The organism is Ralstonia pickettii, assembly GCF_001699815.1.
In the GTDB taxonomy this organism is placed as follows: Bacteria; Pseudomonadota; Gammaproteobacteria; order Burkholderiales; family Burkholderiaceae; genus Ralstonia; species Ralstonia thomasii.
The window spans coordinates 1-20,227 of record NZ_MCGB01000013.1 but is presented as its reverse complement, the minus strand read 5'-3'; the positions used below and the strand labels follow the sequence as shown (position 1 = coordinate 20,227).

Genomic DNA, 20,227 nt, shown 5'->3' with positions numbered 1-20,227 from the left:
ATTCCTGCAAGCCCGGCAAGACCAAGAACTTTGAACCACGGCTGCTGCTGGCGCTGCGCCGTTCGACGCAACCATCTTCTGAATCTGGAATTACGACCATGTCGACTATCGAAAACCTCGGCAAGCTTGATCGCAAAGTGACCCTGGCTGTCCCGAAGGCCGAAGTGGAGCAAGAGAAGCAAAGCCGTCTGGCGCGTCTGTCCAAGACCGTCAAGATGTCCGGCTTCCGCCCGGGCAAGGTCCCGATGAAGATGGTCGAGAAGCAATACGGCCAACAGGTCGAATTCGAGGTGCGCTACGACAAGGCCGCCCGTCAGTTCTTTGACATCACCAACGAACAAGGCGTGAAGGTTGCCGGCCAACCGCGCTTCGAGCTGAAGACCGAAGGCGTGGCCGATGACCAGGTCGCGTTCGACGCCACCTTCGAGGTGTATCCGGAAGTCAAGCTCGGCGATCTGGCCAGCGCGGAACTGACCCGCACCAAGACCGAAATCACCGATGCCGAGATCGACAAGACCCTCGACATCCTGCGCAAGCAACGCGTGCACTACCACCCGCGCGGCGAAGCCGGCGAGCATGGTGACGGCGGTGCAGCCGTTGCCCAGGACGGCGACCGCGTGACGGTCGATTTCGTCGGCACGATTGACGGTGTGGAATTTGCCGGTGGCAAGGCTGAAGGTTTTAGCTTCGTGCTGGGCGAAGGCCGCATGTTGCCCGAGTTCGAGCAAGCCACGCTGGGCCTGAAGCAAGGCGAGTCGAAGAAATTCCCGCTGGCATTCCCCGAGGACTACCACGGCAAGGATGTCGCGGGTAAGACGGCTGAATTCACCGTCACGCTCAAGCAAGTCGAGTGGGCGCACCTGCCGGAAGTCAACGAAGCGTTTGCCCAATCGCTGGGCATCGCCGACGGCAACCTGGACAAGATGCGCGCCGATATCCGCGAGAACCTCGAGCGTGAAGTCAAGCGCCGCACGCACGCGCTGCTCAAGGACCAAGTCATGGAAGCGCTGCTGAAGGTGGCAGAGCTGGATGTGCCGAAGTCGCTGGTCGAGCAAGACCAAGAGCGCCTGGTTGAAATGGCTCGCCGTGACCTCGAATCGCGCGGCATGCCGAACGCCAAGAACATGCCGATCCCGGCCGAGATGTTCACGCAGCAAGCTGAGCGCCGCGTGAAGCTGGGCCTGGTGCTGGCCGAAGTCGTGAAGGCCAACGGCCTGGAAGCAAAGCCGGAGCAGATCAAGGCCGAGATCGAAGAGTTCGCCAAGAGCTACGAAGATCCGAAGGAAGTCATCCGCTGGTACTACGGCGACCAACAGCGCCTGGCCGAGATGGAAGCCTACGTGCTCGAAAACAACGTGGTAAATTTTGTGTGCGACAAGGCCAAAGTCACTGACAAGGCCGTGTCGTTCGAAGAGCTGACTGCCACGCCGGCGCAAGGCTGATTCGATCGATATAGCTCCCGAAATAAGCACCGGAGAACCGCATGATCCGCAATGAACTGATCGACCAACTTGCCCGCACCCAGGCTTCCGCGCTCGAAACGCAGGGGCTCGGTCTGGTGCCGATGGTGGTCGAGCAGTCGGGCCGCGGCGAGCGCGCCTACGATATCTACTCGCGCCTGCTCAAGGAACGAGTGATCTTCATGGTGGGCGAGGTCAACGACCAGACTGCCAACCTCGTGGTGGCACAGTTGCTGTTTTTGGAAAGCGAGAATCCGGACAAGGACATCTCGCTGTACATCAATTCCCCGGGTGGTTCGGTTTCGTCCGGCCTGGCGATGTACGACACGATGCAGTTCATCAAGCCCGACGTGTCGACGCTGTGCATGGGCATGGCGGCCAGCATGGGCGCGTTCCTGCTCGCGGCCGGTGCCAAGGGCAAGCGTCTGGCGCTGCCGAACTCGCGCATCATGATTCACCAGCCGCTGGGCGGTGCTCGGGGCCAGGCCTCGGATATCGAGATCCAGGCGCGCGAGATTCTGTATCTGCGCGAGCGCCTGAACACGGTGCTTTCGGAGGTAACGGGTCAGCCCGTCGACAAGATCGCCCGCGATACGGATCGCGACAACTTCATGAGTAGCGAGCAGGCCAAGGAGTACGGCCTGATCGACCAGGTCATCGCCAAGCGTTGAAGTGTCGAAGTCGTGCGCCGATGTGCGCGGTAGGCGAGGTTGCCGGTGCATTCTACGGCACCCCGGTTAACCGCACGAAACATGTCAAGCGGTGTCAAAAACGAGGCCTCGCGCCTCGTTTTTGCTTCGAACAACACCTGCGGATCGTCGCCAGATAATTTGGCGTATGATGCTGCCAAGAACTACTGGTAATCGTTATGGCGGACAAGAAAGGCTCGACTGGCGAAAAGCTGCTGTACTGCTCGTTTTGCGGCAAGAGCCAGCATGAGGTCAAAAAACTGATTGCCGGCCCCTCGGTCTTCATCTGCGATGAATGTATCGACCTGTGCAACGAGATCATCCGGGACGAAGCCGCCATCTCCGAAAAGGAAGGTGGTCTGGCGGTCAAGTCCGATCTGCCCACACCGCATGAAATCCGCCAAAGCCTGGACCAATATGTGATCGGTCAGGAGCAGGCCAAGAAGATCCTGGCGGTCGCGGTCTACAACCATTACAAGCGTTTGAAGCACCTCGGCAAGAAGGACGATGTCGAGCTGTCGAAGAGCAATATCCTGCTCATCGGGCCGACTGGCTCGGGCAAGACCCTGCTTGCTCAAACGCTGGCGCGTCTGTTGAACGTCCCGTTCGTCATCGCCGACGCCACCACGTTGACCGAAGCCGGCTACGTCGGCGAGGATGTCGAAAACATCATTCAGAAGTTGCTGCAGAACTGCAATTACGAGGTGGACAAAGCCCAACGCGGCATCGTCTACATCGACGAGATCGACAAGATTTCGCGCAAGTCTGACAACCCTTCCATCACCCGGGACGTTTCTGGCGAAGGCGTGCAACAGGCGCTGCTGAAGCTGGTGGAAGGGACGATGGCGTCGGTGCCTCCGCAAGGTGGCCGCAAGCATCCAAACCAGGACTTCCTACAAGTTGATACGACCAACATCTTGTTCATCTGCGGCGGCGCGTTCGATGGTCTGGAAAAGATCATCATGCAGCGCTCCGACAAGACCGGTATCGGCTTCGGCGCGGAGGTGCAGAGCAAGGAAGAGCGCGACGTCAGCGAAGTTCTGCCGCAAGTGGAGCCGGAAGATCTCATCAAGTTCGGTCTGATTCCCGAGTTGATCGGCCGTCTGCCCGTGGTGGCGACGCTGGCCAAGCTCGACGAGGCTGCCTTGATGGAAATCCTGGTCGAACCCAAGAACGCAATCGTCAAGCAGTACCAGAAGCTGCTGGCAATGGAAGGGGTGGAGCTGGAGATTCGTCCGAGCGGGCTGACGGCAATTGCCCGCAAGGCGATCAAGCGCAAGACGGGGGCGCGCGGTCTGCGTTCCATCGTTGAGCACGCTTTGATGGATGTGATGTATGACCTCCCCAACCACAAGGGTGTGCAAAAGGTGGTGATCGATGAAAGTACGATCTCTGACGAAGGCAAGCCCTTGCTGATTTACGAAGAGCAACCCAAGGTTGCAGGTTCCAACTGACGCGAATGCCCGGCCGGGATGCGCCGTATGCATCCCCTGCAGGAAGCCGTTCGCTCGCGAGCGGCTTTTTTGCTTCGGGAAACCGGGTCGGCATGCGACTTGCAGCAGCGGTCTTGTAAAACCGCCGCTGTGCCCAATTTAGCCCTTACATGACTTTCTGGGGAAAATAATGTCCGGAACCCAACTTTTACCCGCTGAGCAGATTCGCCTGCCGCTGTTGCCGCTGCGTGACGTCGTGGTGTTTCCGCACATGGTGATTCCGCTGTTCGTGGGGCGCCCCAAATCCATCAAGGCGCTGGAAGCTGCGATGGAGGCGGGCAAGAGCATCATGCTCGTGGCGCAAAAGACTGCCGCCAAGGACGAGCCGACCGATAAGGATCTGTATGAGGTCGGCTGTATCGCCAACATTCTGCAGATGCTGAAGCTGCCGGACGGCACCGTGAAGGTGCTGGTCGAGGGCACGCAGCGCGCCAATATCCTGTCCGTCACCGACGACGAATCGCACTTCTTCTGCGAAGCTGTGCCCGTCGGCCCGGAACCCACTGAATCGGCTGAGACCGAGGCGCTGCGTCGCGCCATCGTGTCGCAGTTCGATCAGTACGTGAAGCTGAACAAGAAGATCCCGCCTGAAATCCTGACTTCGTTGTCGGGCATCGACGAGCCGGGTCGTCTGGCCGACACCATTGCTGCGCATCTGCCGATTAAGCTCGAGCAGAAGCAGAAGATTCTCGAGATGTTCAATGTGACCGAACGTCTGGAGAGCCTGCTTTCGCAGCTGGAAGGCGAGATCGACATCCTGCAGGTGGAAAAGCGCATCCGTGGCCGCGTCAAGCGCCAGATGGAGAAGAGCCAGCGCGAGTACTACCTGAACGAGCAGGTCAAGGCCATCCAGAAGGAACTGGGCGAAGGCGAGGAAGGCGCCGATCTCGAAGAGCTGGACAAGAAGATCAAGGCCGCCCGCATGCCGAAGGAGGCCAAGAAGAAGGCCGAGTCCGAGTTCAAGAAGCTCAAGCTGATGTCGCCGATGTCGGCCGAGGCGACGGTCGTGCGCAACTACATCGACACGTTGGTTGGTCTGCCGTGGCGCAAGAAGAGCAAGGTGAACAACGATCTGTCGAACGCCGAGCAGGTGCTGGATCAGGACCACTATGGTTTGGAGAAGGTCAAGGAACGCATCCTTGAATACCTCGCGGTGCAACAGCGCGTCGACAAACTGAAGGCGCCGATCCTGTGCCTCGTGGGGCCGCCGGGGGTTGGCAAGACGTCGCTCGGGCAGTCGGTGGCGCGTGCAACGAACCGCAAGTTCGTGCGCATGGCGCTGGGTGGCGTGCGTGACGAGGCCGAGATTCGCGGTCACCGCCGTACGTACATCGGGTCGATGCCGGGCAAGATCCTGCAGAGCCTGACGAAGGTCGGCGTGCGCAATCCGTTGTTCCTGCTGGACGAGATCGACAAGATGGGTGCGGATTTCCGCGGCGATCCGTCGTCGGCCCTGCTCGAAGTGCTGGACCCGGAACAGAACCACACGTTCCAGGACCACTACATCGAAGTGGACTTCGACCTGTCGGATGTGATGTTCGTGGCGACGTCGAACTCGCTGAACATTCCGGCGCCGCTGCTGGACCGGATGGAAGTGATTCGTCTGTCGGGCTACACGGAAGACGAAAAGGTCAACATCGCCCGTCGCTACTTGCTGCCCAAGCAGATCAAGAACAATGGTCTGAAAGAGGGCGAGATCGAGGTGACCGAAGCCGCGCTGCGCGACATCATCCGCTACTACACGCGGGAAGCTGGTGTGCGTTCCCTGGAACGCGAGGTCTCGAAGATCTGCCGCAAGGTCGTCAAGCAACTGCTGCTGAAGAAGGAAGCCAATACGTCCGTGAAGGTGGATTCGGACAACCTGGACAAATTCCTTGGCGTGCGTCGTTTCGACTTCGGTCTGGCCGGCAAGGAAGACCAGGTGGGCCAGGTGACTGGTTTGGCATGGACCGAAGTGGGCGGCGATCTGCTGACCATCGAGGCAGCGCTGATGCCGGGCAAGGGCAACATCACCCGCACCGGTTCGTTGGGCGACGTGATGAAGGAGTCGGTTGAGGCTGCGCGGTCGGTGGTGCGTTCGCGTTCGGCACGGCTGGGTATCAAGGATGAGATGTTCGAGAAGCGCGACATTCACATCCACGTGCCCGAAGGTGCGACGCCCAAGGATGGCCCTTCGGCGGGTATTGCGATGACGACGGCGCTGGTGTCGGTGCTGACCGGGATCCCGGTGCGCGCTGATGTGGCGATGACCGGCGAAATCACCCTGCGCGGCGAAGTGCTGCCGATCGGCGGCTTGAAGGAAAAGCTGCTGGCTGCACACCGCGGCGGCATCAAGCTGGCGCTGATTCCGGAGGAGAACGTCAAGGACTTGGCGGACATTCCGGACAACGTGAAGAACAGCATCGAGATTCAGCCGGTGCGCTGGATCGACAAGGTGCTGGAACTCGCGCTGGTGCGCAAGCCGGAGCCTCTTCCGGAGGAAGAAGCCAAGCCGGCGCCCGCCCAGGGCGATGACGGCAAGTCGCAGGAAATGGTGCATCACTGACACCGTAGCCTGCCGAGGTTGAAGAAGGGCCCGACATGTTCGGGCCCTTTTTCTTTGCGCTGGCTGCGACATGTGGCACACAGTTCTTCGCCTTGACACGTCGATTGACGGCCACTTTAATGAATCCACACTAGCGGGTGTTCGGGGAGGTGGCACGATGAACAAAACAGATCTCATCGACCATGTGGCGACGCAAACTGACATGTCAAAAGCCGCGGCGGGTCGCGCCATCGACGCACTGATCGACGGCATCAAGGATGCGTTGTGCGAGGGCGGGTCGGTCACGCTGGTCGGCTTCGGGACATTCTTGGTCGGCAAGCGATCTTCGCGTAATGGACGCAACCCGCGCACGGGTGCCGCCATCACAATCGAAGGCGGTAAGGTTGCGAAATTCAAACCTGGCAAAGCGCTGAAAGATGCGCTAAACTAACGGGCTTTGGTGCTCGTGGGTGACAACGCGGGCGCCGGACAGTCCGGCTCACGCCGGCAGTACGAACGGGTGCTTAGCTCAGTTGGTAGAGCAGCGCCCTTACAAGGCGCGGGTCGGGAGTTCGAGCCTCTCAGCACCCACCATCGTTCGTATTGCCGCTCACGTGTCGGGTGGTCCGACCCAATCTGGAGCGGTAGTTCAGTCGGTTAGAATACCGGCCTGTCACGCCGGGGGTCGCGGGTTCGAGTCCCGTCCGCTCCGCCAGATTTCTGTACAAAGGCCCGATTCGTTCGGGCCTTTGTCTTTTCAGCGGCGAATGCTTTGCAGGTCATGCCGGGACGCTGTGCCGCGATTGTCCGGAATGTCGGCGGCACCTGATAGAATCGCCGGATTTTCCATCTTCCATTCACCTCCGGTCCAGCATGCTTGATTTCGTACGTACGCATCGGCGCTTGATGTTTCTGGTGCTGCTGATTCTGGTGTTCCCGTCGTTCGTGTTCTTCGGCGTGCAGAGCTATTCGAGCTTCATGGACAGCTCGCATGACGCCGCCAAGGTCGACGGCAAAGTCATCTCGACCAACGAAGTCGACGCGCGCGTGCGCGAGCAGACCGAGCGCCTGCGCCAGATGCTTGGCGCGCAATATGATCCGCGCCAGTTCGAAGGTCCACAGATGCGCCGCGACGTGCTCGACGGCATCATTCAGCAACGCGTGCTGGCCAATGAAGTCGTGCGTGCGAACCTGACCATCTCGAACGAGAAGATTCGCGACACGATCCTGCAGATTCCGGCCGTGGCGGCGCTGCGCAAGCCGGATGGCTCCTTCGATCAGGAAGCCTACGTACGGCTGCTGTCTGCGCAGAACATGACGCCCGAGCAGTTGGAAGGCAATCTGCGCTTCGAGCTCTCGCAGCAGCAGATTCCGCAATCGATCGTGTCGTCGGCGTTTGTGCCGAAGTCGCTGGTGGAGCGCCTCATCCAGGTACGCGATCAGCAACGCGAAGTTCAGACACTGCTGTTCAAGCCGGCCGACTACGCTGCAAAGGTCAATGCGGACGACAAGGCCATCCAGGCTTACTACGACGCGCACCAGCAGGAATTCTCTGTTCCGGAGCAAGTCAAGGCCGAGTATGTCGTGTTCTCGGGCGAAGAGATGATGAAGCAGATTCCGGTCACGCCCGAGCAGATCAAGGAGTACTACGATCAGAACGCTGCGCGCTTCAAGACACAGGAAGAACGCCGCGCCGCTCACATCCTGATCAAGCTGCCGGATAACGCCAAGCCTGCCGACAAGGAAGCCGCCAAGAAGAAGGCCGAAGAAGTCTTGGCCGAGGTGCGCAAGAATCCCGCGAGCTTTGCCGAGCTTGCCAAGAAGTACTCGGGTGATCCAGGCTCGGCCGCGCAGGGTGGCGAGCTGGGCTTCCTCGGCAAGGGCGCGACTGTGCCGCCGTTCGAGAACGCGCTGTTTGCGCTCAAGCAGCCGGGCGACATCAGTGACGTGGTCCAAAGCGATTTTGGTTTCCACATCATCAAGCTGGAAGAAGTGAAGGGCGGCGGCGTGCAGCCCTTGGAAGCCGTGAAGCCTGAGCTTGAACGCGAACTGCGTACGCAACTCGCGAACAAGAAGTACTCGGAGCTGGCCGATGCGTTCTCCAACACGGTGGAAGATCAGTCCGACAGCCTGAAGCCGGTGGCTGACAAGCTCAAGCTGCAGATCCAGACGACCGACAACGTAACCCGCACCCCGAGCCCGGCGCAGTCCGGCAGCCCCATCGGCAACGACAAGGTGCTCAAGGCGCTGTTCGCTGACGACGTGATCAAGAATCACCGCAATACGGCCGCCATCCAAGTGGGCCCGACCACGCTGGTTGCAGCGCGCGCGGCGGAGTACCGCCCGGCCACGGTGAAGAAGCTGGCCGACGTGCGTGAACAGGTCAAGGCCAAGGTGATCGCCGAGCAAGCGGCTGCGCTGGCCAAGAAGGCTGGCGAAGAGAAGCTTGCCGCCGTGAAGCAGAGCAACAGCGCCGATGGCTTCGGTGCTGCACAGACGGTCTCGCGCCAGCAGGCGCAGGGCACGCCGCCGGCTGCACTGACAGCCATCCTGCGCGCGGATGCGACCAAGCTGCCGACCACCATTGGTGTCGACCTGGGTCCCCAGGGCTACGCGCTGTATCGCATCAACAAGGTGCTGCCGCCGGCCAATGTGGACGAGACGCGCCGTGCTGCCGATGCACAACAACTGGCTCAGGCCGCTGGTCAGACCGAGTTCAACGCCTACTATGAAGCACTGAAGGCGCGCTCGAAGGTGAAGATCAACAGCAGCGCGGTCGACAGCAGTAAGCCAGCCAATACGGCAGAGGACTGATACGGCGTGCAGAGCACGTAGCCTGACGAAAAAGCCCCCTCAATAACGAGGGGGCTTTTTCTTTGCGTACTTTTTGGCGTTGCGCTAGTCCAGCGGCTTGCCCATGCGTGCGAGGCGCGGCATGTACAAGTGGTCTGGATCGAACGATAGGGCCACATGGGAAGCGCGGGCGATCAGATTCTTGCGCGGTACGAGGCCGAAGTAGCGGGAGTCGCGGCTGTTGTCGCGGTTGTCACCCAGCATGAGGTAGTGGTCTTGCGGGACGGTGATGGGACCGAAACTGCGCAGGGCACGCACCTCCGGCAAGACCATCACGGTGTGCTCCCGGCCCGGTAGCGCTTCCGACCGGAGTTCGTGCGGCAGCATCGCCGTTGCTTGCGGCAGCGCGCCGGGTGCGACGTCTGGCAGCGGCGCATAGGCCATGCGTCGGTGATTGATGTAGAGCGCTTCGTCACGCATTTCAACCACGTCGCCGGGCAGCCCGATGAGCCGCTTGACCAGCTTCGTGCCGTTTTCGGGCGAGGAGAAGACGACGACATCACCACGTCGGGGGTCGCTGCCGCGCTTGAGCCAGACGGTGGTGGCCGGTACGCGCACCCCGTAAGCCAACCGGTTCATCAAGATGTAGTCGCCTTCGATGAGCGTGGGATTCATTGAGCCGCTCGGCACGACTGCCCAGTCCGCAATGCAGGCGCGGAAGGCAAAAAGCAGCGACATGCCGACCAGGAACCGCTTGTTGTCACGCGCTGCGCGCAGCCCGCTTGCCAGAAGCTTCATGGTGTTCGCCCGAGTGAGAGGTGGCCGCCGTGCCGGAGCTGGAAATCCGATGCGCCGGATGACGCCATCGGTGCGGCAGAAGGGTCATCTTCCGACCCGGGCTTTAAGGAGAGGTTCCAGTTTGGGCCACACGTTATCGAGCATCGTCGGCTGCGCTGCGGCAATGGGGTGGATGCGATCTTCCTGGAACCAGTCGGGCCGCTGCGCAACCCCTTCGAGCAGGAATGGCACCAGTGGCAGCTTGTACTGCTGCGCCAGCTTGCCGAACATGGCGAAGAAGCGCTCGCTGTAATCCGGGCCGTAGTTCGGCGGGATGCGCATGCCCACCAGCAGCACCTTCGCGCCAGCCGCTTGCGATGCTTCGATCATCGCCTTCATGTTGCCCTCGCTGGAGGCGAGCGACAGGCCGCGCAGCGCGTCGTTACCGCCCAGTTCGAGAATCACGACAGAGGGCTTTTCGCGGGCCAGCACGGCGGGCAAGCGCGAGCGGCCGCCGGCCGTGGTGTCGCCGCTGATGCTTGCATTGGCGACGCTATAATCGGGCTTCCGTTCTTTGAGGCGCCTGTCGAGCAACGCGACCCAGCCTGTGCCTTGCGCCAGGCCGTATCCCGCCGACAGGCTGTCACCCAGCACCACCACACGATGCGATGCCGGCGCGCCTTCTGCTGCAGCGGCCTGTGCGAGCGGCAGCATGCTGAACATGGCGAAGCCTAGTGCCGCTGCTAGTGACTTCACACTGCGCCTTCTACTACCTACCAGTCCAATCATGTCGTCTTCCGCTACCTGGGTGATTGAAGTCGATTCGCTGCACAAGACCGTGCGCGATGCCACCGGTGAGTTGCCTATTCTGAGCGATGTTGCCTTCCGTGTGGAAAGGGGCGAGACACTGGCCATTGTTGGCGCTTCCGGCTCGGGCAAATCGACGTTGCTAGGGTTGCTCGCCGGCCTGGACTTGCCGACATCGGGTTCGGTCAAGCTGCTGGGCAACGACTTGTTCGTCTTGGATGAGGATGGCCGTGCGGCCGTGCGCGGCAGCCACGTGGGCTTTGTCTTCCAATCGTTCCAGCTGCTGCCCCATCTGACGGCGCTTGAGAACGTGATGTTGCCGCTGGAGTTGCAGGGCGACGTGAGCACCGCCGAAATGCGGCGTCGCGCAACGGTTCTGCTGGAGCGCGTTGGCCTGGGTGCGCGGCTGTCGCACTATCCAAAGACGCTTTCGGGCGGCGAACAGCAACGCGTGGCCTTGGCACGTGCGTTTGTGACCGAGCCCGACATTCTCTTTGCCGATGAACCGACCGGCAGTCTCGACACCGCCACGGGCGAGGCCGTGATCGCGCTGATGTTTGAACTCAACCGTAGTGCCGGCTCCACGCTGGTGCTGGTGACGCACGACCGCTCCGTGGCGGCGCGTTGCAGCCGCATTCTCACCATCGAAGCAGGGCATCTCGTGGGCGACGAGGCTGTCACCGAACTCTGAACGTTTGCGTCAGAGCGCGGCTTTGGCGCGGCGAATCAACGCCACCGTCGACGCATCATGCGCCACAGAGGCCGGCGCACCTTCCAGTTCCGCCTGGATCGGCTTGGCGAGTTTCTTGCCAAGCTCCACGCCCCACTGATCGAACGAGTTGATGTTCCAGACCGCGCCCTGCACGAAGGTGCGGTGCTCGGCGCAGGCGATGAGCGCGCCGAGTGAGGCAGCGTCCAGCCGCTCCATCAGGATGGTCGTGCTCGGGCGATTGCCTTCGAACACCATATGCGGCACCAGCGCTTCGTCGGTGACGCCGCCCGCGCGGACCTCCTCGGCGGTGCGCCCCAGCAGCAGTGCCTCGCCCTGCGCGAAGCAGTTGGCGAGCAGCTTGGCATGGTGGCCAGGCAGGTTGCGCACCGGCTCGAGCGTGGTGATGAAATCCACCGGCACGATCTGCGAGCCCTGGTGGATCAACTGGAAATACGCATGCTGCCCGTTGGTGCCGGCCGTGCCCCAGACGATGGGGCCGGTGTCGGTATCGATGGCCGCGCCGTTGCGCTGGACCGATTTGCCGTTGCTCTCCATCTCCAACTGTTGCATGAAGTCGGTCAGCAGTTCCAGCGGCGCGCAGTAGGGCACGGTGCATGCGCTCGCCGCATCGAAGAAGCCGCGATACCAGACCGACAGCATCCCGAGAATGAGCGGGAGGTTCTCGCGCGGCGCGGCCGTCGCAAAGTGGCGGTCCATCGCACGCGCGCCGTCGAGCATCGCTTCAAACTGCTGCGGCCCGATCGCCAGCACGATCGACAGGCCCACGGCCGACCACAGCGAGAACCGCCCGCCAACCCAATCCCAGAACGTGAACATGTTGTCCGGGTCGATGCCGAACTGCACGACGGCCTCGCGGTTGGTGGAGACAGCGACGAAGTGGTGCTTAAGCTGGCTTTCCGCGACGCCGTGGTCGACAAACCACCTGCGCATGCTGTGCGCGTTGGCCATCGTTTCCAGCGTGGTGAACGTCTTGGAACAGACGATGGCGAGCGTGGTGTCGGGGTTCAGATGGTCGAGCGTTTCGGCCAGGTCCGTGCCGTCGACGTTGGAGACGAAATGCACGCGCACCTGCGGCACGGCAAGGTGGTCGAGCGCACGGCATACCATCCGCGGGCCGAGGTCCGATCCGCCGATGCCGATGTTCACCACGTCCGTGATGCGCCGTCCGGAATGGCCTGTCCATGCGCCGCTGTGCACACGGTTGGCAAAGTCGCGCATCTGCGCGCGCACGCGCAGCACTTCGGGCATGACGGGCTCGCCGTCGGCACGATAGTCGTGTTCAGCGCGGCCACGCAGGGCCACGTGCAAGACGGCGCGGTGCTCGGTGTTGTTGATGCGTTCGCCACGCAGCATGGCGTCGCGCAGGGTGAGCACGCCGGCTTCCTCAGCAAGTTGCAGCAGTTGGGAAAGCGTGTCGGGGGTGATGCGGTTTTTTGAGTAATCGACCGTCAGGCCAGCGGCCTCCAGCGTGAAGGCACGTACCCGTTCTTCGGCGTCCGGCGCGGCAAACCAGTCGCGCATATGTGTCGCGCGGATCGATTCTGCATGTTGCGTGAGGGACTGCCAGGCGGGTAGGGCTGTAGGCATACGGCGTGATGTGACGTGAGGTAGGGGCCGGAAAACGAGTGGGCAGTATAACGGTGCTGTATGACGTGTTTCTATCGGCGAACGTCCGACGCCAGCAAGGCGTTGAGCGCACGCCGTGCCGGTACGCAAAGCTCGCTTGCGTGCAGCCCGATGGGGCCCACACCCGCGTGGACAAGGTCATCGGCCGCACGACCATGCAGCCAGACGGCCGCAAGTGCAGCTTCACGCGCGCCCATGCCTTGCGCAAGCAGTGCGCCGATCATGCCGGTCAGTACATCGCCCGTGCCGCCGGTGGCGAGCCCGCCGTTGCCGGTTGGGTTGATGGCCGGCGGGATGCCAGGCGCCGCGATGACTGTGCCCGAGCCTTTGAGCACGACCACCGCGCCCGTCCGATTGACAAGCGCCTTGGCGGCGGACACCCGATCGTGCTGCACGGCGAGCGCATCGGTATGCAGCAGTCGCGCGGCTTCCAGCGGATGCGGCGTCAGCACCAACGGCACACCGCTTCCGGCCAGTTGCGTGAGACGCGCGAGCAGGGCGGGCGTTTTCGCAAAGAGGTTCAGTGCATCGGCGTCGAACACGGCGGGCGTGCGCACCGACAGCATGCGGTCCAGCAGATGCTCGAGCGCGGCTTCCGACTCCTTGCCGGTACCCATGCCGGGGCCCACGGCCAGCGCCTGCATGCCGCCCAGATCGAGTGCGCCCCAGGTGTGCAGCATCAATTCCGGTTGCGCGGGGTCGATGCGCGGTGCATCGGCGGCAAGCGAGACCACGTGCACCTTGCCCGCGCCCAGATAGAGCGCTCCGCGCGCCGACAGCAGCGGCGCTCCGACCATGCCTGCCGCACCGCCCACGATTGCCGCACTGCCATATGTGCCCTTGTGGCCGTTATGCCGCCGGCGCGGCACGTGCGCAAGCCAGCGTGACGGCGTGTTGACAAAGGCGTCCGCTTCAATCACGCCGTCATAAGCCGCTTGCGCAGCCTGCAAGTCGGCCAGCGCGATGTCGCCGGTGGCGTCGCGGCCATCACCGGTCAGCAACCCCGGTTTGACGGCGAGGAACGTGATGGTGGCGCGTGCCTGAATGACGGGCGAATCTGGGGCGGGCGGCTGGCCCGTATCGCCGTTCAGCCCCGAGGGAATGTCCAGCGCAAACACCGGCAAGCCGCTGGCGTTGATGGTGTCGACCAGTGCGGCATGCAACCCCGTCAGCGGCCGGGCGAGTCCGATACCAAAGAGGCCGTCGACGATGACGGAGGCAGCCGCCGGCACCGAAACGGCCGTGTGCAGAGGTTCAATGGGGACATTCGCGGCACAAGCCTCCGTCCAGGCGCGGCGCGCGTCATCAGGCAGCTTGGCCGGGTCTGCGGCAAGCCACACCGTGACGGCGCGCCCCGCCAGATGCAGCACCGTCGCCGCAACGAGCGCATCGCCACCGTTGTTGCCTGGGCCGGCAACGAGCAGGACATGCCCGTGTGGCGCGCGCGTCTGCAGCCAGTCGGCGGCGGCTTCGCCCGCCCTGGCCATCAAGGTGAAGGGTTCGAGGGTTCGGTACGCAGCTGCTTCCAGCGCGCGGATGCCCGCTGTGCCGAAGAGCAGGTCGGCGCCGTGGTGTGCGGCCAGTGCGCCGTCGATCAGGATTTCGCGCCAGCTAGGGTGTGAGGACATGGCAACTACGCTTTCAACAGTGCAGACATGACGATCTATTCTCTTACAATAGCCCGCGTTTACGGTCCTTTCCCAGCCTGTTGCAATGTCCAAATCGCCGACCACCCCGAAAGCTGATCTGCCGCAATCCGCAGCCAATGAGGACGCAGGCAAGGGCGGGCCGATCGTGTCTTCGTCACACCTGGTGTCGGCGCGCAGCCCCGAGTTGTCGGAGTTCGAGTTCGCGCTCAACACCGCCTACAACGCCTACAACCGCTGGTGCGTGCGCTGCATGGCCGCCGCCGGCGTGCGCGACCTGACCTTCCTCGATGTGCTGGTGGTGCATCACGTCAACCACCGCGGCCGCGCCAAGCGCCTGGCCGACATCTGTTTCGTGCTGAACGTGGAAGACACCCACCTTGTCACGTATTCCCTCAAGAAACTGCAGGGGATGGACCTGGTGGAGGGCACGCGCAACGGCAAGGAAGTCACCTACACCACCACCGAAGCCGGCGAAAAGGCCTGCGCCCGCTACCGCGAGATCCGCGAGCAGTGCCTGACCAGCAATATTTCGCCCAGCGGCGAGGAAAATGCCGAAATTGGCGAACTGGCGCGCCTGCTGCGCGTGCTGACGGGTCTTTACGAGCAGGCGGCACGGTCCGCTACGTCGCTGTAAAACGGGCGTTTTTGACCCGTTCCGGCCGAGGCAGGCGCATTTCGGGCCGATTTGAGGGTCGGTAACAAGGACGGGGCAAGGTACAATGGCGGTTTCCCCGCGCACGCCGGGAACCTCCTCTTCCAGCTACTGCCTGCCTTGCCCACCATGGCGCATTTCTCGTGCTTTCCCGGCGCTCTCGCGCTGTCCGCCTTCCGCCAGCAACGCCTGCTTTCCACCCTCAAGCGCATCGATCCGGACATCGATGGCGTCAGTGCCCAATATCTGCATTTCGTGGCCGCCGACACGCCACTGTCGGCCGATGAATCCGCCCGTGTGCAAGCGCTGCTGACCTACGGTTCGCCCGCGCCGGCCGATGTCGAGGGCGACCGTTTTGTGGTCATCCCGCGCTTCGGCACGATCTCGCCATGGGCCAGCAAGGCGACGGAAATCGCCCGCCACTGCGCACTGCCGCAAATCCATCGCATCGAGCGTGGCGTGGAATTCACCGTCACATGCAAGAAGGGCCTCATTCGCAGCCTGACCGGTGCTGCCAAGCACCTGGACGACGCCACCCGCGCCGCCGTCGCCGAGCATCTGCACGACCGCATGACCGAAACCGTCATCGACTCGCGCGAAGCCGGCTATGGCCTGTTCGACGTGCTGCCCGCCAAGGCACTGCGCTTTGTCGATATCGCCGGTGGCCAGGATGCTGGTCGTCGTGCCTTGGAAGCCGCCAACGTCGAGATGGGCCTCGCCCTGTCTGACGATGAAATCGACTACCTGGTCGACGCCTACCGCAAGCTCGAACGCAACCCGACCGACGTCGAGCTGATGATGTTTGCGCAGGCCAACAGCGAGCACTGCCGGCACAAGATCTTCAACGCAGACTGGACCATCGACGGCGAGACGCAGGATAAGTCGCTCTTCGCGATGATCCGCAACACGCACCAGTTGGCGCCGCAGGGCACGATCGTCGCGTATTCGGACAATGCTGCCGTGATGGAAGGCGGCATGGCGGAGCGCTGGTTTGCGCACGCTGGCACGGAAGGCGAGACAGGCGTGCCGCAATATGGCCGCCGCGAAGCCCTCACGCACACGCTGATGAAGGTGGAGACGCACAACCACCCGACGGCCATCTCGCCGTTCCCGGGTGCGTCGACCGGCGCCGGCGGTGAAATCCGAGACGAAGGCGCAACCGGCCGCGGCGCCAAGCCCAAGGCGGGCCTGACGGGCTTTACCGTGTCGAACCTGCTGCTGCCGGAAGCCGTGCAATCGTGGGAAAACGCTCGCGATACCGCCCAGCCCGTGGCACACCGCAACCCGGATGAAGCTGCACCGGGCCCGGTCGGCAAGCCGGACCGCATCGCCTCGCCGCTGCAGATCATGATCGAAGGCCCGATCGGCGGCGCTGCGTTCAACAACGAATTTGGCCGGCCCAACCTCGGCGGCTACTTCCGCGTCTACGAGCAGAACGTCGGCGGCACTGTGCGCGGTTATCACAAACCGATCATGATCGCGGGCGGTATCGGCAATATCGACGCCGGTCATACGCACAAGCACGGCCTGCCGGCCGGTACGCTGCTGATCCAGCTGGGCGGACCCGGCATGCGCATCGGCATGGGCGGCGGTGCAGCCAGCTCGATGGCCACCGGCACCAACACTGCGGACCTGGATTTCGATTCTGTCCAGCGCGGTAACCCCGAAATGCAGCGCCGCGCGCAGGAAGTCATCAACGCGTGCTGGGCGTTGGGCGAAGACAACCCGATCCTGTCGATCCACGACGTCGGCGCCGGCGGCATCTCCAACGCCTTCCCCGAACTCGTCGATGGTGCAGGAAAGGGCGCGCGGTTCGATCTGCGTCAGGTGCATCTGGAAGAGTCGGGCTTGAGCCCTGCAGAAATCTGGTGCAACGAATCGCAAGAGCGTTACACGCTCGCGATTGCCCCCGGCGATTTCCCGCGCTTCCAGGCCATGTGCGAGCGCGAGCGCGCCCCGTTCTCGGTGGTCGGCTTCGCCACGGATGAACAGCAACTGCAAGTGGTCGACAGCGACACCGCAGCCGACGTTGCAGAGCATTTCCCGGTCAACATGCCGATGGACGTGCTGCTCGGCAAGCCGCCGCGCATGCACCGTGACGTGCGCCGCGTCGCGCAGGAACTGCCGGAAGTCGATGTCACCGGTCTGGACCTGGAAGTCGTCGCACGCGACGTGCTGCGTCATCCGACGGTGGCCAGCAAGTCGTTCCTCATCACCATTGGGGACCGCACCGTTGGCGGCTTGAACACGCGCGACCAGATGGTCGGCCCTTGGCAGGTGCCGGTGGCCGACGTGGCCGTCACCACGCTGGACTACAAGGGCTACGCCGGTGAAGCGATGACGATGGGCGAGCGCACGCCGCTGGCCGTCATCAACGCACCGGCTTCGGGCCGCATGGCTATCGGCGAGTCCATCACCAACATCGCCGCCGCCCCGATCGACTCCCTCACGCAACTGAAGCTGTCGGCCAACTGGATGGCCGCCTGCGGCGTGAATGGTGAAGACGCGCGCCTGTACGACACCGTCAAAGCGGTCGGCATGGAGCTGTGCCCGGCACTGGGCATCAGCATTCCGGTGGGCAAGGATTCGCTGTCGATGCGCACCAAGTGGGAAGACGAAGTCGCGGCGAAGGAAGTGGTCGCGCCGGTCTCGCTTATCGTCTCGGCGTTTGCGCCGGTGACGGACGTGCGCAAGACGCTCACGCCGCAGCTCAAGCAAGTCGAATCGGCCAACGCGCCGGCGGACAGCACGCTGATCCTGATTGACCTGGGCCGCGGCAAGAACCGCATGGGCGGCAGCATCCTGGCGCAAGTCACGGAGCAGATCGGCAACAGCGTGCCGGACGTAGATGACGCCGAAGACCTCAAGCGCTTCTTCGCCGCCATCCAGCAACTGAATGCCAGCGGCTCGCTGCTGGCCTATCACGACCGCTCCGACGGTGGCTTGTGGGCGACCGTCTGCGAAATGGCCTTCGCCGGCCACTGCGGCGTGTCGATCAACGTCGACATGCTCACGCTCGACGGCGCGCATGAATCCGACTACGGCGACGCCAAGAACTGGGCGCAGCAAGTCTCCGGTCGCCGCGCCGATCTGACGCTGCGTGCGCTGTTTGCCGAAGAACTCGGTGCCGTCATCCAGGTGCCGCTGGCCCAGCGCGACGCCGTCTTTGCGGTGCTGCGCGAGCACGGCCTGGCCGGTTGCAGCCACGTGATCGGCGCGCCCAACGCCAACGACCACATTGAAGTCTGGCGCGACGCCAAGAAGGTGTTCAGCGCGTCGCGCATCGAACTGCAACGCACCTGGACGGATGTCTCCTGGCGCATCGCCAGCCTGCGCGACAACCCCGAGTGCACGCAGAGCGAATACGACCGCATCCTCGACGCTGAAGACCCGGGCATCTCACCCAAGCTCACGTTCGACATTGCGGAAGACGTGGCCGCGCCGTTCATTGCCACGGGCGCCCGCCCGCGCATGGCGATCCTGCGCGAGCAGGGCGTGAACTCGCAGATCGAAATGGCTTACGCGATGGACAAGGCCGGCTTCGATACCTACGACGTGCACATGAGCGACCTGCTGGCGGGCCGCACGAACCTCGCCAGCTTCAAGGGCTTCGTCGCCTGCGGCGGTTTCAGCTACGGCGACGTGCTCGGCGCGGGCGAAGGCTGGGCGAAGACGATCCTCTTCAACAGCATGCTCGCCGAGCAGTTCGCGGCTTTCTTCAACCGCACCGATTCGATCGCGCTGGGCGTGTGCAACGGCTGCCAGATGATGGCGAACCTCGCCCCGATCATCCCGGGCGCCGGTGCATGGCCGAAGTTCACGCGCAACCAGTCGGAGCAGTACGAAGGGCGTCTGGTGACCGTGCAGGTCGAAGCATCGCCGGCGATCTTCTACGCGGGCATGGAAGGCAGCCGCATTCCCATCGTCGTAGCGCACGGCGAAGGCTATGCCGACTTCTCGCAGCAAGGCGACATCGACAAGGTGGCTGTTGGCCTGCGCTACGTCGACAACCGCGGCGAAGTCACGCAGACGTACCCGCTGAACCCGAACGGCTCGCCGCAGGGCATTGCCTCGGTGACGACGCACGACGGCCGCTTCACCGCACTGATGCCGCACCCGGAACGCGTGTTCCGCGCCGTGCAGATGAGCTGGCATCCGAAGGAGTGGGAAGCCGCCGGCGACGGCAGCAGCCCGTGGATGCGGATGTTCCGCAATGCGCGCAAGTGGATGGCGTAAGCAGTCCGCTCAGCAGCAAAATGAAGAACGCGCCGGGGCGACTCGGCGCGTTTTTTTTCGCCCTCCGTTGGGACGACGAGGCTGGACATCAACCCTTACCGACAGCCCGGGCAATGTTTCCTAGGCAAATGTTATATTTTGCGCGCATGCGCCCCGGCCGATGAGCCGAAACGCAGTTCCCGCAGCCGGTGCGCCAGAGAACGACAAGACAAAAAAAGCGGGTCACTCGCGCCACGGTCCAGCCTCTCAATGATCAGCGCCCGACCCATGGGACTACGCGACGAGGGGATCAACATGAACCGGGTCTATCGGCTGGTCTGGAGCCGCACCTTGCGTGCTCCGCAAGTGGTATCGGAACTGACAAAGGCATCGCGCGGGGGCGTTGACGCCAGCGGCGACACGACACATGCGCGTCGGCGCGCATCCATCATTTCGATTGGCGTATCACTCGGTCTGGCCGGCGCGGCACTCCCGAGCTGGGCCGCGACCTGCTCGTCGAGCACGATCGCAGCCTGCAGCGCTGCTGGCGGCAATGGCATCCCGAACCGCAGCGGTAATGGCGGCAGCGGCAATGGCGGGGGCGGTGGTTCGTCGACGCTGGGCGGAGGCTCGGCCACCGTTCAGGTCCCGGGCGGGCCGACTTCCGGCGGGACGGGCGGCACCGGTGCCACGAACGACAGCGGGCAGGGCGGCCCGGGCGGCGCTCCCGCAGTCGTGCTCGCTGGCGATGCCGTGGTCAATGCAAACGCGCAGGGCGGATCTGGCCAAGCGTTCGACGGATTCACTTT

The 20,227-nt window shown here is 63.1% G+C and carries 14 protein-coding genes and 2 tRNA genes; 12 read left to right on the top strand and 4 right to left on the bottom strand.

Features of this window, described 5'->3' with window-relative positions; genetic code table 11:
* Nucleotides 1-98: 98 nt before the first annotated feature.
* The 8 genes from tig (at nt 99) to BEK68_RS01720 (ending at nt 8,980) form a co-directional block, all read left to right on the top strand.
* Nucleotides 99-1,442: a trigger factor gene (gene tig, locus BEK68_RS01755; protein WP_012435852.1), complete on the top strand. Its 1,344-nt coding sequence runs from the start codon at nt 99-101 to the stop codon at nt 1,440-1,442.
* Between the two features lie 41 nt (nt 1,443-1,483).
* Nucleotides 1,484-2,131 (top strand): ATP-dependent Clp endopeptidase proteolytic subunit ClpP, encoded by a 648-nt coding sequence (gene clpP / locus BEK68_RS01750; protein ID WP_004627017.1) that lies wholly within the window; start codon nt 1,484-1,486, stop codon nt 2,129-2,131.
* A 197-nt stretch (nt 2,132-2,328) separates the two neighbouring features.
* Nucleotides 2,329-3,603: an ATP-dependent Clp protease ATP-binding subunit ClpX gene (clpX, locus tag BEK68_RS01745; protein ID WP_012435851.1), complete on the top strand. Its 1,275-nt coding sequence runs from the start codon at nt 2,329-2,331 to the stop codon at nt 3,601-3,603.
* A gap of 169 nt (nt 3,604-3,772) precedes the next feature.
* Nucleotides 3,773-6,187, top strand: coding sequence for an endopeptidase La (gene lon / locus BEK68_RS01740; protein ID WP_009238060.1), 2,415 nt, complete (start codon nt 3,773-3,775; stop codon nt 6,185-6,187).
* 70 nt (nt 6,188-6,257) lie between these two features.
* A complete protein-coding gene (locus BEK68_RS01735; RefSeq protein ID WP_404944688.1) occupies nt 6,258-6,617 on the top strand; it encodes an HU family DNA-binding protein in 360 nt (119 codons plus the stop codon).
* 67 nt (nt 6,618-6,684) lie between these two features.
* A tRNA-Val gene (locus BEK68_RS01730) sits at nt 6,685-6,760 on the top strand.
* Nucleotides 6,761-6,804: 44 nt separating this feature from the next.
* Nucleotides 6,805-6,881 (top strand) — tRNA-Asp (locus tag BEK68_RS01725).
* A gap of 158 nt (nt 6,882-7,039) precedes the next feature.
* The gene (locus tag BEK68_RS01720) at nt 7,040-8,980 is read left to right on the top strand and encodes a SurA N-terminal domain-containing protein (RefSeq protein WP_012435850.1); all 1,941 of its coding nucleotides are present in this window, start codon (nt 7,040-7,042) and stop codon (nt 8,978-8,980) included.
* Between the two features lie 84 nt (nt 8,981-9,064).
* Here the strand turns inward: BEK68_RS01720 and lepB are convergent, their stop codons facing one another.
* Together lepB and BEK68_RS01710 are read right to left on the bottom strand one after the other, a co-directional pair.
* Entirely contained in the window at nt 9,065-9,757 is a 693-nt protein-coding gene (lepB, locus tag BEK68_RS01715; RefSeq protein WP_012435849.1) for a signal peptidase I, read from the bottom strand.
* An 84-nt stretch (nt 9,758-9,841) separates the two neighbouring features.
* Nucleotides 9,842-10,459: an arylesterase gene (locus tag BEK68_RS01710; RefSeq protein WP_004627004.1), complete on the bottom strand. Its 618-nt coding sequence runs from the start codon at nt 10,457-10,459 to the stop codon at nt 9,842-9,844.
* 64 nt (nt 10,460-10,523) lie between these two features.
* Between BEK68_RS01710 and BEK68_RS01705 the strand changes: the two genes are divergently transcribed.
* Complete coding sequence (locus BEK68_RS01705) at nt 10,524-11,234, top strand: ABC transporter ATP-binding protein (protein ID WP_004627002.1); 711 nt, start codon at nt 10,524-10,526, stop codon at nt 11,232-11,234.
* A 9-nt stretch (nt 11,235-11,243) separates the two neighbouring features.
* Here the strand turns inward: BEK68_RS01705 and pgi are convergent, their stop codons facing one another.
* Together pgi and BEK68_RS01695 are read right to left on the bottom strand one after the other, a co-directional pair.
* A complete protein-coding gene (pgi, locus tag BEK68_RS01700) occupies nt 11,244-12,863 on the bottom strand; it encodes a glucose-6-phosphate isomerase (protein WP_012435848.1) in 1,620 nt (539 codons plus the stop codon).
* Between the two features lie 71 nt (nt 12,864-12,934).
* Complete coding sequence (locus tag BEK68_RS01695; RefSeq protein ID WP_012435847.1) at nt 12,935-14,530, bottom strand: bifunctional ADP-dependent NAD(P)H-hydrate dehydratase/NAD(P)H-hydrate epimerase; 1,596 nt, start codon at nt 14,528-14,530, stop codon at nt 12,935-12,937.
* An 85-nt stretch (nt 14,531-14,615) separates the two neighbouring features.
* On the opposite strand from BEK68_RS01695, the gene BEK68_RS01690 reads away from it, so the two are divergent.
* From BEK68_RS01690 to BEK68_RS01680, 3 genes are all read left to right on the top strand, one after another.
* Nucleotides 14,616-15,185, top strand: coding sequence for a winged helix DNA-binding protein (locus BEK68_RS01690; protein ID WP_004626997.1), 570 nt, complete (start codon nt 14,616-14,618; stop codon nt 15,183-15,185).
* A 147-nt stretch (nt 15,186-15,332) separates the two neighbouring features.
* A complete protein-coding gene (purL, locus tag BEK68_RS01685) occupies nt 15,333-19,439 on the top strand; it encodes a phosphoribosylformylglycinamidine synthase (protein WP_012435846.1) in 4,107 nt (1,368 codons plus the stop codon).
* Between the two features lie 294 nt (nt 19,440-19,733).
* On the top strand, nt 19,734-20,227 hold a 494-nt coding region (locus BEK68_RS01680; protein WP_212634766.1), incomplete at its 3' end, for an ESPR-type extended signal peptide-containing protein.